Source organism: Peptoniphilus obesi ph1, assembly GCF_000311865.1.
Lineage (GTDB): Bacteria > Bacillota > Clostridia > Tissierellales > Peptoniphilaceae > Peptoniphilus_E > Peptoniphilus_E obesi.
Map to the genome: position 1 here is coordinate 115,593 of NZ_HE978582.1, position 16,094 is coordinate 131,686.

Genomic DNA, 16,094 nt, shown 5'->3' on the forward strand with positions numbered 1-16,094 from the left:
TTTCATCATCTTAATCATTATACACTATTTATTTAGTTTTCTTGTGTGATTTTTGTGTAACTTTTAAAATTTCTAAAATTTCTCCTATATCATTGATTGGGTCTTTTAGATTAAATACTTTAAAACTTGGCTCTTTATCTGCACTAATTTCAAATTTTTTATATTTTGCAGCAATCCTATTTATTGTTTCTAATTCTAGATCATTTAATTTAATTTCAAATTCATTATTTTTTTGTATTATTGAAATTACTCCAAGTTTCTTTGCCTTATTTCTTAAAAGAGCTATCTCTATAAGATTCATAAGTTCATAGGGAATATCTGAAAACCTATCTATTAATTCATCTATAAGATCCATCTTATCTTCTTCATTTTCTATGCTGGCTATTTTTTTGTAAGAATCAATTCTTAAATTATCATCTTTTATATAATCTTCTGGTATATAAGAGTCGACTTTTAAATCGATGCTTGTATCGATTTCTTCTTCGATGTCTTGATTTTTTAGTTTTGAAACTGCTTCTTTTAAATATTTAATATAAAGATCATAACCTATGCTATTAATATGACCGCTTTGTTTTGCTCCTAAAATACTTCCTGATCCCCTAATTTCTAAATCTTTTAGGGCAATTTTATAGCCCGATCCAAACTCTGTAAATTCTTTTATTGATTTTAATCTTTTTTGGGCAATTTCTGTTAAAGAATAATTTGCAGGATATACAAAGTATGCATAGGCAATTTTATTCGACCTACCTATCCTGCCTCTTAATTGGTAAAGCTGAGACAAACCAAGTCTATTGGCATCTGAAATTATCATGGTGTTTACATTTTTTATGTCCATGCCAGTTTCAATTATTGTTGAGCAAAGTAGAAGATCAAATTCATGGTTCATAAATTCATACATGGTATCTTCTAATAAATTAGTAGGCATTTGTCCATGAGCAACTTTTATCCTAGCTTCCGGAATTAAATTTTGTAATTCTATTAATTTTTTGTCCATGTTTGCGACTTGGTTGTAAACAAAATAGATTTGTCCATCTCTTTCAAGTTCTGAAATCACAGCATCTCTTATCATCATGTCGTTGTATTCTGCTACATAACTTTGAACTGGAAATCTTTCTTCTGGTGGCTCTTCTATAACAGATACATCTCTTATCCCTATCATAGACATTTGTAAAGTCCTTGGAATCGGAGTTGCTGTTAAGGTTAAGGTGTCTACATTTTCCTTAATCATTTTTAATTTTTCCTTATCTCTTACTCCAAATCTTTGTTCTTCGTCTATGATTAAAAGCCCAAGATCTTTAAATTTTACATCTTTTGATAAAATCCTATGAGTTCCAACTATTATATCTACTGAACCTTTTTTTAAATCCTCTAGGTCTATGGTTTGTTCTTTTTTTGTCCTAAATCTTGATAAAAGTGCAACTCTTATTGGAAAATCTTTAAACCTATCTACCATGGTTTGATAGTGTTGCTGGGCAAGTATTGTTGTAGGAACTAAAAAAGCAACTTGTTTTCCATCCATTATTGCCTTAAAAGCTGCCCTTAGTGCAACTTCTGTTTTTCCATATCCAACATCTGCACATAAAATCCTATCCATTGGCCTATTTGATTCCATGTCTTCTTTAATTTCTTCTATGGCTCTTAGCTGGCCTGGAGTTTCTTCGTATTCAAAAGAGTCTTCAAATTCTCTTTGCCATACGCTATCTTCACTAAATCTAAAGCCTTCTTTTTGCATCCTACTTGCATAGAGTTTTACCAAGTCTTCAGCTATGTTTTCAAGAGATTTTTTAGCCTTGGCTTTTTTTCTATTCCAATCGACTGAATTTAATTTATTTATTTTTGGAGCTTTGGCTTCTTGGGAAGAATATTTATAAATTGAGTCTAGGTTTTCAATTGGAAGAAATAATTTATCTTGTCCCCTATATTCAACTACCGCATAGTCTTTTGTCGCATCTTTTACCTTTAGTTTTTGAGTGCCAATATATTTTCCGACTCCATGAGCCTCGTGGACTACATAGTCGCCGACATTTAAATTTTCAAAACTAAGTGGTTTTTTCTTGTTGGATCTTTTTTTCTTCTTGTTGGTCCCGTAAATTTCCCTATAATTTAATAATAAAAATTTTTCTTCGACTAAATCAAAACCTTCGTTTATGGTGCCCTTGGTTATAATTATGTCTTGCTCTTTAATTTCTCTATTAAAGTCCTGGCTGTAAACTGCATTTATTCCCTTGTCAAATAAAAGTTCCTTGAGAAGTTTGCTTCTTTTTTCATCACCAGCCATTATCACTATCTTGTAGTTTTTATCAAAATAGGTTTTTAAATTTTCTACAAATAAATCTATCCTGCCCTTGTAAGAAATTGCTGAGCGTGCTCTTATATTTACTATTTCTCTTGGGTTAAAATAATGGGGTTTAGTAGATAGACTGCTTAGTAAAATTAAGTTATAAGTTTTTATTTTTTCTATAGAATCATTAAAGTCATAGTTTATATTTTCGTGAGACTTTAAAGCCTCTCCCGATTCTATCATCTCTGCTAGATTGTTCTTAAATAACTGGTCCTCATTTAAATATTTATCTATAGAAATATTAGATTCTTCAAAAACTATGAGGGGTTTTTCTTCGAAATAATCCAAAAAGCTTGAAAGCCTATCTTCTCCTAGATAAGGAATTAAAAGATCGATATTATTTATTGCCATATCTTCTCTTAAATAGTCTAAGTATTTTGAAAATTTGCTTTCTAGCCTAGTCTTATCCTTAATTTTTGCAGACTTCATATCTTTTTCTAGGGCTTTATATATATCTTTTTTATATTCATCTTTTATTAAAAAATCGCTAGCTGGAGATATTATAAAGCTTTCTATATTTTCAATTGATCTTTGATTTACTACATCAAAATACCTAATTGAATCAATTTCTACATCAAATAATTCAATCCTTATAGCTCCCTTGCCAGTATAAATATCTATTATTGACCCTCTTATGGCAAATTGTCCAAAAGATTCAACTTGTTCAACCTTTTCATATCCCATGTCAATAAGTTTTTGACTTAAATTTTTGATATCAACTTCATCGCCAATTTTAAATTCACTTAAATAGGATTTATATAAGTCTACATGGCTTAATTTTTCCATAAGACAGTCTAGGCTAGTAACTAAAACATCTGTGGAATTTGTCGCTATATTTTCAAGACTTTCTAACCTTACTTTTATATTGTTTCCAGTTTTTAAATATCTATCATATAAAAAGATATCTTTTTTAGGTAAGAGATCAACATTTTCTAGGTCCAAAGAATTTAAGTCTTCATAGACCTTCCTAGCTCTTAGGCTATCTTTTGCTACAAAAACTATAGGCCTGTGTTTTTTATAAATAAGACTGTACAAGAGTTGACTTATTTGACCTTCAACTGTTCCAAATACGGCTAGTGGTGTTTTTTTATTATTTATTGAACTTTCTATAGCTGCAAAGTTTTTAGTATTTATTATTGGGTCTATTAAAAAATTCAAATCATCACCTCATTAATAAATCGGGAAAGTAAACTCTCCCGATTCATCATTTTCCATTAAATTTATTCATTGCAGATTCTACTCCATTTTCTATTATTTCTATAACTGAATCTGAAGCTCTATCTATTGCATCTTCAATTTCTGGTTTTTCATCTTTAGAAAATTTGCTAAGTACAAAATCTGCCAAGTCTTGTCCTTGTCTTTTCTTGCCAACTCCAATTTTTACTCTTGGAAATTCATCATCTATTAATTGATATATTATCGATTTTAGTCCATTGTGGGTTCCAGCTGATCCCTTCTTTTTTATCCTAAGACTTGCAAAATCAATATCTATATCATCAACTATGACTATCAAATTTGCTAGATCAATTTTATAAAAGTTTACTATGTCCCTTATGGATTCTCCACTATTATTCATATAAGTTTGTGGTTTTACTAGTATAACTTTTTCACCTTTTATATTTGTTTCGCCAATTAAGGCTTTAAATTTTAATCTATTTACTTGGACCCCGAGCTTATCTGCCAAACTATCTATTGCAAGAAAGCCAACATTGTGACGAGTTCTCTTATATCCGTCTCCCGGATTTCCAAGTCCTGCTACTATATACAAATTATCACCTTGTAAACATAGCTGATACTGAAGTGTTAGTGTTTACTCTCTTTATTGCGTCAGCTAAAATTGGAGCAACTGAAACTACATCTATTTTTTTGCACTTATCTGCATCTTTAAAGTCTATTGTGTCAGTTATAATAAATTTTTCCATAACTGAATTTTCTAGTCTTTCTACTGCTGGTCCTGATAAAACTCCATGAGTTGCGCAGCCATAAACATTTTTTGCTCCATTCTTTTTAAGAGCAACTGCAGCATTGCAAATAGTTCCTGCTGTATCAATTATGTCATCAACTAAGATTGCATTTTTGCCTTCAATATCGCCAATTATATTCATTACTTCTGAAACATTTGGCTTTGGTCTTCTTTTTTCTATAATTGCTATTGGTAAATTTAATTCATTAGCAAAATTTCTCGCCCTTGTTACTCCTCCAAGGTCTGGAGAAACTACTATATATTCTTCAGGATTGACAAAATCTTTGAAATAATTAGCTAGGGCTGGGACTGCAGTTAAATGGTCAACTGGTATATCAAAATATCCTTGAATTTGACCAGCGTGTAAATCCATTGCAACTATTCTTTGTGCTCCAGCAGCTGTCAATAAATCTGCTACTAGCTTTGATGTTATAGGTTCTCTTGCCTTAGTTTTTCTATCTTGTCTAGCATATCCATAGTAAGGCATAACTACATTTATTCTATAAGCTGATGCTCTTTTTAAAGCATCAAGAAGGATCAAGGTTTCCATTAGATTATTGTTTACAGGATTTGATGTAGATTGAATTACATAAACATCATCACCTCTTACTGTTTCAGCAATATCTATGGCAATCTCTCCATCAGAAAATGTCGAAACTTTACACTTAGCTTGTTCAACTCCTAAAATTTCACAAATCTTATCTACTAACTTGTGATTAGAATTACCTGTTAAAATCTTAATCTCTCTAACGTCGCAATTGGCCATTATATCCTCCTATTTTAATAAACCTTTTCTCTCTACCCATCCACTTATATTTTTTTGACTAGCTCTTTCTATTGAAAGCTCTCCTTCTTCAACATCTTTAGTTATAGTTGAGCCTGCTGCTATATATCCATTTTCCTTAACAGTAACAGGAGCAACTATATTTGAATTCGATCCAACAAAGGCATTATCTTCTACTGTTGATCTGAATTTATTTTTTCCATCATAATTAACAAAGATTACACCGCAACCTATATTTACATTTTCGCCAATATCAGCATCTCCAATATAAGCTAAATGGGCAGCCTTTGTTCCATCACCGATTTTTGAATTTTTAACCTCAACAAAGTTTCCTATCTTTGTATTTTTTCCAATATTAGAATTAGGTCTTAAATGAGCATAAGGTCCAAGTTTTGTTCCCTCTCCTACAACTGATTCTTCTATTAGGCAATTGTCTATTGAAACATTATCTCCAATCTTTGAATCAACAATTCTTGAAGTTCCATAAATCACACAATTTTCGCCTATCTCAGTATCTCCTTGTAGGACTGCTCCAGGATAAATTACTGTATCTTTTCCTATTTTTACCTTTGGTTCAATAGTTACAAATTGAGAATCTATCATTGTAACTCCATTCACTAGGTAGTTTTTATTTATCCTATCTTTCATAATCCTTGTGCAATTTGCAAGATTATCTCTAGAATTTACACCAAGAATTTCAGTGTTATCCTTTAGATTATATCCACCAATTTTTTTGCCAGACTTAGCAAGATTTGCAATCGTATCAGTTACATACAATTCACCTTGTTCATTGTTTGTATCCAAATCTTCTAAAGCCTTTTTTAAATATTTTCCCTTAAATACAAAAATCCCTGAATTTATTTCTCTGATTAGCTTTTCTTTTTGACAAGCATCTTTTTCTTCAACAATCTGTTTGATTTCAGCATTTTCGTCCCTTACAATCCTACCGTATCCAAAAGGACAATCCATATTAGCTGTAAGTATTGTTGCTGAATAGTTATTTATTTCGTGGAATTTTATAAGTTCATCGATAGTTTGCGATCTTATAAGAGGGGTATCACCATTTAAAATTAAGACAGTATCATCATCTGAGAAACTGTCTAGGGTTTGCATGACAGCAAAACCTGTTCCATAAGGATATTGGTCCCCTATTGGTTGAGATTTAAAAGATATGGAATCATCATCTTTAAAATGTGATCTGATCTTTTCTTCTCCGTGTCCAACAACAATATTAATTTTTTCTATATTTGATTCTTTAGCATTTAAAATAATATACTCAAGCATAGGCATGCCCAGAATTTCATGAAGCACCTTCGGTTCACTGGACTTCATTCTTGAGCCTTCACCCGCTGCAAGTATTACGCAGACTCTCATTAAATCATCGCACCTCTTTATTTTTCTAAATATATTATATATTCGAAAATTAATTATCACAACACTATTTATTTACTTAAATTATACTATCATTACAAGGATAAAACAAAAAAATAAAAATATCTAGACCAAGTTAAAAATAAGGCATGATAAACATGCCTTACTTCCTCACTTTTTTAAAAATTATATCTTTTTCATCACAATCACAAGCATAGTAATCAGAATTTAAGGCTTCTTTAAACTCTTCTATGTCCTCATGATGGATCCTTCTTTCATGATCTAAAAATTCAAAAGGATCTTGAATATCTTTGTAAAAAATACACCTATCATAATCTTCGCCAGTCTCTTTATCATGATAAACAGTCCTAAAATCTACCATAGTATATCCATTTTTAAATACATTTTTAAAAGAATGGTAGTTTTTATTCGAAACTGTCGAATAAAAATGTCTAAAATCTTCTTTTAGCAAGTTATTTATTGTCAAATCTCTTGTAATATTTTGAAGTGATCTTCCCCTATAATTTTTATCTACCATGCAAGAGTCATTGCAGATAATATCTTCTTCCTCATCAATTTTGTCAATAAGATTATAAATCAAAGAATCTTTATATTTTTCAATTACTGTCATTCTGAAGGCAACAAGTTTATCATCATCATAAACTCCAAGAAGAAAAGATCCGTTTTCTAAATAGTTTACAATTTCTTCCTTGCTTGTACGAAAAAAAGTGGATTTATCTTCTATTTCTTGGTATATCTTATCAGAAAAGTCTAGAAGTTCATCGACCTCATTAAGGCCTAGTAAATAGAAATCTAATCCCCCTATATTATCCAGTAGTTTTTTCATATTTCACCTCATAATCTTTTCTTAATTATAAATTATTATAGGGATAAAGACCACAAAAAAAGAGACTTTTTAGTCCCTTTTTAAGTAAATTTATATATATTTTTAAGTAAAATTAATTCAACAAATTCCTGTTTTTAATTGTATAATTTAATAAAATTTATAATATAATTTGTCTCTTGAGTGAATTTTTAAAAGTTATATGATTTTATTCTATTCTTTTAATAAAATTTTTCCTTTCAATGTAAGAAAAACACCTAAGCTTAAAATATAAACAAGAAAAAATAAAGTTTCTTTAAAAAAACCGAAATCCAAATCCTTTACTAAATTTGAATAAACTATAAAATAAAATAAGGTAAAAGCATATGTTAAAAACTTTCCAAAAATTTCATTCTCAAGTGGTTTTTTGCTTATTGCTATCCAAATACAAGCAAGACTTGGAAGAAGTATAAGGAATAGCTTAAAATAAGAAAATTTTTCAAATCCTATATAATAAGATATGGTGAAAAGACAAAATATTATCTCAAATATTCCTAAAGTAAGTACACATTTTCTCATATTTAACCATCCTTTCCTTGATTTGATTTCATTTCTGAGTCAAGGCTATCATGTATATATTTTTAAATCAAATAAGTATATGTAAGAAGGCATAAAAAAAGCGGCTAAGCCGCTTATCTTTTATATGAATTAGTCAATTGGAAGATAAACAGTTATTTTTGTTCCTTTTCCTAATTCAGATTCTACTTTTAAATTACCATCATGATTTTTAATTATGTGTTTTACTATACTTAGACCGAGTCCTGTTCCACCAGATTTTTTGGACCTAGACTTATCTACCCTGTAAAATCTTTCAAAAACCCTATCGAGGTCTTTATTATCAATGCCAATTCCTGTGTCTTCTACTGACAAGATAACATTGTCATTATCTCTGGACATATCAATTTTTACACTGCCGTCTTCCTTATTGTATTTTATGGCATTGTCTAAAAGATTTGATAGAAGTTCCCACATCATGGTGTTATTAGCCATCAATTTTTCATTTCCATTAACGATAATTCTAACATTTTTCTTTTCTGCCTTATCTCTAAACTGATAAGCTAGCTCATCTGCTATTTCTCTTAAATTTACATCTTCTTTTTTTACTGTTACGGATGATTCTAGGCTAGAAATTCTAATAATTTCATCTATCAAGTCTAAAAGTCTATTAGATTCTGAATAGATGCTATTTATTATTTCTTTTTGATCATCTACTGCAACCATATCGTTTTTTAAAAGTTCTGCAAATCCACATATTGAAGTTAGTGGTGTTTTTAATTCATGAGAAACATTGGCAGAAAATTCTTCCCTTATTTTTTCAAGCCTTTGTCTTTTTGTTTCATCTATTAATAATACGATAGATCCTGATATTTCATCGCCAATATAGACAGGATTTACATAATATTTTATTATTTTATCTCCTACTTCTATTGAATCAGAATAGGATTTACCCTTGTAGGAATTTTCTATTGAATCTATTAATTTTTCTTCCCTAGTTACATATAAAATATTTTTATCGTTTAGTCCCATTGAAGAGTTTAGATTGCTTGATAAAAATTCTGTAGCCTTTTTATTTATAACTAAGATATTTTTTTCGCTATCTAAGATCAACAGACCTTCTCTCATATTTTCAAGTATAAGTCCAATCGTATCTCTTTCGATTTTTATTTGCTCTAGATGCTTAGCAATTATATCTTTTTGAGCTGTTATTTCTCTTACAAAGGGAGAAATTTCTGGTATTTCACTTAAATCTACTGATTCAGGATCAGATGATGATTTGTTTAGTGGTTCCAAGATTTTTTTAGTGGAATTCTTGGATATAAACATAGCTATAATAAAAATAAAGACTGCTAAAATCAGATTGATTGGCAAAATCTTAAAAAAGCTGCCAGCAATTGTATTTATTGGACTAGCTAGTCTTATATAAGATCCATCACTTAGCCTGTAAGCAATATATACACTATCGGTAGATAAAGTTTCAGAATACCTAGTTGCCTTTTTTTCTATGCTACTATTGGCATTAATTATTTCTTTTCTATTGCCATGGTTTTCCATAGTTTTTACATCGGCTTTTGAGTCAAATATAGGATTGGCTCCTTGGTCAAAGTAGGATATTCTTATCTTGCTATTAATTCTTGATGCCCTTTCTAGATATTCAATTCTATCATCAGTGTTTTCTAAGTCTTCTTTTATTATATTTGTAAGATTGCTCATATTATCTATGCTGGATTTTTCATAGAATTTATAATTTACAAATAAAGATACAATTGTACTTAATATAAGAGTTAGAAATGCAATAAATATAAGGCTTCTATAAATTCTTTTATTCATTATCGTCCCTCATTGAGATTTTATAACCAACACCTCTTACAGTGTGTATCAAATCTCTTTTATCACCCAATTTTTCTCTTAAAAACTTTATATGCATATCAACAGTTCTTGTTTCGCCCTCATAGTCATAGCCCCACACTGAATTTAAAAGATTTTCTCTTGATAAGACTATATCAACATTGCTTATCATATATTTTAATAATTCAAATTCTTTATAGGTCAAACTTATATTTTTGCCATCAACAAAAACTTTTCTTCTTAATAAATCAATTTTTATTCCTTCAAATTCTAGAAATTCTTGCTCATTCTTACTCTTTCTTCTAAGAAGTGCATTCACTCTAGAAAGTAGTTCCAAGACAGAAAATGGTTTTTTCATATAGTCATCTGCCCCCATGTCTAAGGAACTAACTATATCATATTCAGATGTTTTTGCTGTTATCATCATAATTGGTATATCATTTGTCTTGGGATTTTGTTTTAATATTTTTAGTATTTCTATCCCATCCATATCTGGTAGCATAATATCTAATAATATTAAATCTGGAATTTCATTATCCATTTCTTTGAAAAACTCTTTTCCCTTTTCAAAACCCTTGCATGAATAATTTTTTGATTTTAATGCATATTCTATTAGTTTTTGTATAGAATTATCATCTTCAACTATATATATCAACATATTATCCCTCAATTGAGAAAATAACCCATTCTGAGATATTTACTGCATGGTCTGCAATTCTTTCTAAGTATTTTATAATTATAATTAAATCAACAATATTTGCAGAGTCTGGATGGCCTTCTTCTATGTGCTTAGTTAGCTTATTTCTAAGCTCAACAAATAAATCATCTACAATATCATCTTTTTCTCGAATTGTTTTTGCTGCTTTTAAATCTTTGTTTACAAAGCTATCAACAGATTCTTTTACGATTTTTGTAGTTGCATTTGCCATTTTTTCTATACCATCAATATCTTCAAAGTCATATTTATGGTTTAGATTTTTAGTAACTTCTGCAATATCTCTTGCTTGGTCTCCAATTCTTTCAAGATCTGTTATCATTTTTAAGGCCGCTGTTATTGTCCTTAAATCACTTGCTACTGGTTGTTGCTCAACTATCATCCTTAAACAATCTGATTGAATTAGATTTTCCATGCTATCAATTTCTTCTTCTAGGTTATAAACTTCTCTTCTTACTAATTCATTTTCAACATCTATTAAGGTAACTGCCTTATCAATGGCTCTTTCACTCAAAGTTACCATTTCTAGTAGTCGTTCATTTAACCTTTCTAAATCTCTGTCAAATTTTTCTCTCATCCTATCACCCAAACCTTCCAGTTATATAGTCTTCGGTTCTTTTATCTTCAGGTTTTGAGAAAATATTTAATGTATCTCCAAACTCAACTACTTCTCCTGTTAAGAAAAAGGCAGTTTTATCTGAAACTCTCGATGCTTGTTGCATATTATGAGTTACCATGACTATAGTATACTGCTTTTTAAGTTCTATTACCAAGTCCTCAATTTTTCCTGTAGAAATTGGGTCAAGTGCTGATGTTGGTTCATCCATTAATATTACCTCTGGCTCAACTGATAAGGCTCTTGCTATGCAAAGTCTTTGTTGTTGACCACCTGATAAAGAAATTGCACTCTTATCAAGATCATCCTTAACTTCATCCCAAATAGCCGCTTGTTTTAAAGATCTTTCAACAATTTCATCAAGAGTACTTTTTTTATTTATTCCATGAGTTCTTGGTCCAAATGCTATGTTGTCATAAATTGATTTAGGAAATGGATTTGGATGTTGAAAAACCATGCCAACTCTTTTTCTTAAAGTATTTACATTGTAGTTTGATTGGTATATATCTTCCCCATCGAGTGTTATTAAACCCTTTATCTTACAATCTTCTACAAGGTCGTTCATCCTATTTATACATTTAAGCATGGTTGATTTTCCACAACCTGATGGCCCAATAAAGGCTGTTATTTCATTTTCATTTATGTCCATATCTATTGATTTTAGAGCTTTAAAATCGCCATACCAAAGATTTAAATCTTTAACTTCTATCTTGCTCAAACTTCTACCTCCGATATTTTATTTCCAATTTTTGTTGCTATAAAGTTAAGCAAAACTACTACTAAAAGTAGCACCATGGCACTTGCATAAGCTTCTCCAACGTATAGTCCCTCTGATGAAAGCATATACATATGAAGGGCTAGAGTTCTTGAAGAGGAGAATAGTCCTTTTGGTAAAGATGTTGCAGTACCTAATGTATAAATTAGACAAGCAGTTTCTCCAACTATACGTCCAACAGCAAGTACAACTCCTGCAAGTATTCCTGGTATTGCAACTGGTAGTACAACTTTAAATATTGTTCTAAGCTTTCCTGCTCCAAGTCCAAAACTTGCTTCTCTTAAAGAATTATCTACTGATTTTAGTGCTTCTTCGGTTGATCTTATTATTAAAGGTAAAATCATTATTGATATTGTAAATACGCCCGATAATATTGAATATCCAAGATTTATCCTATTTACAAAAAACAACATACCAAAAAGTCCATAAACTATTGATGGTATTCCTTGTAGAGTTTCTGCTGCTAGTCTTATTACTTCTACAACTTTTGAGCCACTTTTTGCATATTCAACTAGATAAATTGCCGTAAATATTCCAACTGGTGCTGCTATTAATATTCCAAGTACAACAACTATTAAAGTAGTAATAATAGATGGAAGCATGGTCACATTATCTGTTGTATATTCTAGAGAAAACATCTGAGTATTTATATGAGGTATGCCCATAGTTATTATATAAACAACTATTGATATTAATGATCCGAATGTAAATATTATAGATACTAGTGAAAAGTATCTATATGGATTTAATTCGTTTCTTTTTTTTAGATATAGAGCTGAAGCTATCAAAATAGCTGCAAGAACGAAAATAATTTTTAAAGCAGTAATCACATGTATTCACTCCTTTTCTTTACGACAAAGAAAGATATATTTATTATTAAAATAAATATAAATAATACACAAGCTGTTGCGATTAAAGCTTCAGCGTGCATGCCGGTTGCATATCCCATTTCAAGAACTATATTCGTAGTCATAGTTCTGATTCCTTTAAATATATTAAATGTTAATCTTGTTTGGTTCCCAGCTACTAATATAACAGCCATAGTTTCTCCTATAGCACGTCCTATTCCTAAAATTATTCCTGCAAAAACTCCTGATTTTGCTGCAGGAAGTACAATTTTTAATACTGCTCTTTCGTGATTAGCACCAAGAGCGATACCCCCTTGATAATAAGATTTAGGTACCGCTCTTATGGCAGATTCTGAGATACTTATAATTGTTGGAAGTATCATTATTAATAATAGTATTGAAGCAGTTAATATGCTCATTCCATTTCCACCAAACATATCTCTCATCATTGGAACTATAACAGTTAGTGCAAAAAAGCCATAGACTATAGAAGGAATCCCAGCCATTAGATTTAGTGCTGGTTTTAAAAATCTATAGACTTTCTTTGGACAATCTATTGCTAGATAAATCGCTGAAAATACAGCAATTGGAATTGCCATAATAGATGCCAAAAAAGTAATTATTACAGATCCAAATATCATTGGTAATATTCCATATGATGCCGGGGTATTCATCGGAGCCCAACTTTTATTAAAGATGAAATCCTTAATCCCCACTACCCTAAAAACATTGAATCCACCTTGAAATATAAAGACAGATATCAATATTATGAATAGAACCGATAGAAGAGCACATAGCAAGAATAAATATTTTACTATAGTTTCTTTAAAATCTTTGCCTGCAAAATTATTTGGCTTATATGATTTTTTTTGTATATAAGTTTTATTCTCCATCAATGTGTTATTCTCCATAATAAACTCTTTTCTTTAAATTAAACTTACTTATTTAATTTCAGACCAGTCAGTTATTTTGCCAGTAAAGATATCTTTTATTTGTTCAATTGTTAAATCTTCTACTAGAGAATCATTATTTACAATTACTGCAATACCATCCATAGCTATAACTAATTTTTCAACGCCTGTTTCTTCTGGCTTGATTTCTCTCGAAGCCATACCAATTTGAGCTGAACCATCTTGAGCAGCTTTTACACCTGCTGATGAACCTGTAGCTTGGATATCGCCTTGGAAGTCTGGATTGTATTTTTTGTATCCTTCAATAAGTTTTTCCATAAGTGGAGTTACAGAAGTTGAACCAGCTATTGTTAAATGAGCAGTTGATCCAGATCCTTCATATTTTTTACCTTGAGGATCTCCAACATATCCTTCATTAGATACAATTTCTTGTCCTTCATCAGACATAATAAAGTCAATTAAGTCTTGAGCTGCTGGATCAAGATCAGACTTATAAACTAGGTTAAATGGTCTTGCTATTTTGTAGTCACCTGATTTAACCTTATCGTGATCTGCTTCAACGCCTTCAACTTTAAGAGCTTTTACAGTATCGTTTAATGATCCAAGTGAAATATATCCAATTGCATTTTCGTCATTTGATACAGCTGTAAGAACAGCATTAGTTGAATTTTGAACACTAAGTTCTTCTGAAGTATTATCTACTTCATTTCCATCAGCATCTTTTTCCATTACACCTGTAATTTCAGTAAATGCTGATCTTGTACCAGAACCTTGTTCTCTTGTGATAGCATTAATTGCTCCTTCTGCGCTTGCTTCAGTCTTTGTGTCTTCTTTAGCATTAGCATCAGCTGTATTATTAGTTGCATTATTTTTTCCAGAGCATGCTGCTAAAGATAAAGTTAAAATACCTACTAAAACAGCTAAAGTTATTTTCTTACCAAAAATTCTTGATTTCATTTCTTTCTCCCTTTCAAATGATTTATTATTTAAATTTCATTTACATTATAGAAATGATATGTAAAGTTCCATAAACTAAAGTGTAAATTTATTGTAAAATATTTTACAAAACTTTTTCCTGTAATTCTGCAAATTTAAGTCTTTGAGTTTCACTTATTTATATCTATGTTATAATTTTATTGTTATCATACTTATAAAATCACTTTACAAAGTGATAAAATTCGGCGAAAGAGGAAATGACATGAAAGAATTTTTAAAAAGAAAACATGTATATGTTTCTTGGCGAATTTATTTTATTAAAGCTATGGGTGCCATGGCTTATGGTTTGTTCGCTTCTTTGTTAGTTGGTACTATTCTTAACACCATAGGTCAAGAATTTAACATTGGCTTTTTTACAGATGTAATCTGGCCTGTTGCTAATCAAGCAGCTGGTGCTGCAATAGCAATCTCAATTGCATATTCTTTAATGGCTCCAGACCTTGTAATGTTTTCATCCACTTTAGTGGGCATAAGTGCCTACGAACAAGGTGGACCAATTGGAGTATTTATTGCAACAATAATCGCAGTTGAATTAGGAAAGCTTATATCTAAAGAAACAAAATTAGATATAATTGTAACACCTGTTGTTACAGTTCTTTCTGGAATGTTTGTTGCAACATTTATAGGACCTTACATACAAAATTTAATGCTTGGTCTTGGAAACCTAATTATGTTTTCTACTAATCAACAACCTTTTATAATGGGAATTTTAGTTTCTGTTATTGTTGGAATTGTCCTAACTCTACCAATATCATCTGCAGCACTTTGTATTATGCTATCCTTATCAGGACTTGCAGCTGGTGCAGCAACAGTTGGTTGTTGTGCAAATATGATTGGTTTTGCTGTAATCTCTTTTAAGGATAATGGTCTTGAAGGCCTAGCAGCCCAAGGAATTGGAACCAGCATGCTACAAGTTCCAAATATAATTAAAAATCCAAAAATATTTATTCCACCAATTATTGCATCGGCAATACTTGGACCAATATCAACCTGCATATTTAAAATGGAAAACACACCACTTGGTGCAGGCATGGGTACATCCGGTCTTGTTGGACAAATTGGAACCTTTAATGCTATGAGTTCTTACACTCCATCAGGAAAATTATTTTTATTAATAATTGGACTTCATATAATATTACCCGCACTTATATCCTATATAGTTTATGCTATTATGAGATCTAAAGGACTTATAAAAGATGGAGATATGAAACTTAACTAAAACTGCAAAAAAAGAAAGATCAGAGATTTAAATTGATGTGTACCCATAAAACTGGACACAATATTTAATTAATTAGTTGTAGTGGATGCTAACCTATACTTTGTAGGTGGCATCCATTTTGTTTTTGATTGAATTCTTTCGTTATTGTAATAATAGATGTATTCCTCTATTGCTTTAGAAAATTCTTCATAAGAACTATAGCTCTTTTCATAGCCATAATACACTTCATTTTTTAATCTTCCAAAGAATGTTTCCATAATAGAATTATCATAACAATTCCCTTTTCTTGACATTGATTGTCTTATACCATGCTTTTTAAGCTCATC

14 protein-coding genes are annotated in these 16,094 nt (G+C 30.4%); 1 reads left to right on the top strand and 13 read right to left on the bottom strand.

Going from position 1 to position 16,094, the window contains the following annotated elements; all coding sequences use genetic code 11:
* Positions 1-28: 28 nt before the first annotated feature.
* From mfd to HGPB_RS06495, 12 genes are all read right to left on the bottom strand, one after another.
* On the bottom strand, positions 29-3,499 hold the full coding sequence (mfd, locus tag HGPB_RS06435) for a transcription-repair coupling factor (RefSeq protein ID WP_019132873.1): 3,471 nt from the start codon (positions 3,497-3,499) through the stop codon (positions 29-31).
* 46 nt (positions 3,500-3,545) lie between these two features.
* Entirely contained in the window at positions 3,546-4,109 is a 564-nt protein-coding gene (gene pth / locus HGPB_RS06440; RefSeq protein ID WP_019132874.1) for an aminoacyl-tRNA hydrolase, read from the bottom strand.
* Between the two features lie 4 nt (positions 4,110-4,113).
* Positions 4,114-5,070, bottom strand: coding sequence for a ribose-phosphate diphosphokinase (locus tag HGPB_RS06445; protein WP_019132875.1), 957 nt, complete (start codon positions 5,068-5,070; stop codon positions 4,114-4,116).
* A gap of 9 nt (positions 5,071-5,079) precedes the next feature.
* Complete coding sequence (gene glmU / locus HGPB_RS06450; protein WP_019132876.1) at positions 5,080-6,462, bottom strand: bifunctional UDP-N-acetylglucosamine diphosphorylase/glucosamine-1-phosphate N-acetyltransferase GlmU; 1,383 nt, start codon at positions 6,460-6,462, stop codon at positions 5,080-5,082.
* Positions 6,463-6,622: 160 nt separating this feature from the next.
* Positions 6,623-7,306 carry a hypothetical protein gene (locus tag HGPB_RS06455; protein ID WP_019132877.1) on the bottom strand — a complete coding sequence of 228 codons (684 nt, stop codon included), beginning with the start codon at positions 7,304-7,306 and terminating at the stop codon, positions 6,623-6,625.
* Positions 7,307-7,990: 684 nt separating this feature from the next.
* The gene (locus HGPB_RS06465; RefSeq protein ID WP_019132879.1) at positions 7,991-9,670 is read right to left on the bottom strand and encodes a sensor histidine kinase; all 1,680 of its coding nucleotides are present in this window, start codon (positions 9,668-9,670) and stop codon (positions 7,991-7,993) included.
* A complete protein-coding gene (locus HGPB_RS06470) occupies positions 9,663-10,346 on the bottom strand; it encodes a response regulator transcription factor (protein ID WP_019132880.1) in 684 nt (227 codons plus the stop codon). Before HGPB_RS06470 ends, HGPB_RS06465 begins: the two co-directional genes overlap by 8 nt.
* Position 10,347: 1 nt before the next feature.
* Complete coding sequence (gene phoU, locus HGPB_RS06475; RefSeq protein ID WP_019132881.1) at positions 10,348-10,980, bottom strand: phosphate signaling complex protein PhoU; 633 nt, start codon at positions 10,978-10,980, stop codon at positions 10,348-10,350.
* Positions 10,981-10,984: 4 nt separating this feature from the next.
* On the bottom strand, positions 10,985-11,737 hold the full coding sequence (gene pstB / locus HGPB_RS06480; RefSeq protein WP_019132882.1) for a phosphate ABC transporter ATP-binding protein PstB: 753 nt from the start codon (positions 11,735-11,737) through the stop codon (positions 10,985-10,987).
* The gene (gene pstA / locus HGPB_RS06485) at positions 11,734-12,624 is read right to left on the bottom strand and encodes a phosphate ABC transporter permease PstA (RefSeq protein WP_019132883.1); all 891 of its coding nucleotides are present in this window, start codon (positions 12,622-12,624) and stop codon (positions 11,734-11,736) included. Before pstA ends, pstB begins: the two co-directional genes overlap by 4 nt.
* Positions 12,621-13,535: a phosphate ABC transporter permease subunit PstC gene (pstC, locus tag HGPB_RS06490; RefSeq protein ID WP_019132884.1), complete on the bottom strand. Its 915-nt coding sequence runs from the start codon at positions 13,533-13,535 to the stop codon at positions 12,621-12,623. Before pstC ends, pstA begins: the two co-directional genes overlap by 4 nt.
* Positions 13,536-13,583: 48 nt before the next feature.
* Positions 13,584-14,510, bottom strand: a complete 927-nt coding sequence (locus tag HGPB_RS06495; RefSeq protein WP_019132885.1) for a substrate-binding domain-containing protein — start codon at positions 14,508-14,510, stop codon at positions 13,584-13,586.
* A gap of 241 nt (positions 14,511-14,751) precedes the next feature.
* Between HGPB_RS06495 and HGPB_RS06500 the strand changes: the two genes are divergently transcribed.
* Positions 14,752-15,768, top strand: coding sequence for a PTS sugar transporter subunit IIC (locus HGPB_RS06500; RefSeq protein ID WP_019132886.1), 1,017 nt, complete (start codon positions 14,752-14,754; stop codon positions 15,766-15,768).
* Positions 15,769-15,836: 68 nt separating this feature from the next.
* Here HGPB_RS06500 and HGPB_RS06505 read toward each other — a convergent pair.
* The coding region (locus HGPB_RS06505; RefSeq protein WP_019132887.1) for an IS3 family transposase at positions 15,837-16,094 on the bottom strand (258 nt) is incomplete at its 5' end.

What these genes read in the sequence shown, in the direction of transcription:
- HGPB_RS06445 (WP_019132875.1), bottom strand. Translation starts at nt 5,070, where the DNA reads ATGGCCAATTGCGACGTTAGAGAGATTAAGATTTTAACAGGTAATTCT.
- glmU (WP_019132876.1), bottom strand. Translation starts at nt 6,462, where the DNA reads ATGAGAGTCTGCGTAATACTTGCAGCGGGTGAAGGCTCAAGAATGAAG.
- HGPB_RS06455 (WP_019132877.1), bottom strand. Translation starts at nt 7,306, where the DNA reads ATGAAAAAACTACTGGATAATATAGGGGGATTAGATTTCTATTTACTA.
- HGPB_RS06465 (WP_019132879.1), bottom strand. Translation starts at nt 9,670, where the DNA reads ATGAATAAAAGAATTTATAGAAGCCTTATATTTATTGCATTTCTAACT.
- HGPB_RS06470 (WP_019132880.1), bottom strand. Translation starts at nt 10,346, where the DNA reads ATGTTGATATATATAGTTGAAGATGATAATTCTATACAAAAACTAATA.
- phoU (WP_019132881.1), bottom strand. Translation starts at nt 10,980, where the DNA reads ATGAGAGAAAAATTTGACAGAGATTTAGAAAGGTTAAATGAACGACTA.
- pstC (WP_019132884.1), bottom strand. Translation starts at nt 13,535, where the DNA reads ATGGAGAATAAAACTTATATACAAAAAAAATCATATAAGCCAAATAAT.
- HGPB_RS06495 (WP_019132885.1), bottom strand. Translation starts at nt 14,510, where the DNA reads ATGAAATCAAGAATTTTTGGTAAGAAAATAACTTTAGCTGTTTTAGTA.
- HGPB_RS06500 (WP_019132886.1), top strand. Translation starts at nt 14,752, where the DNA reads ATGAAAGAATTTTTAAAAAGAAAACATGTATATGTTTCTTGGCGAATT.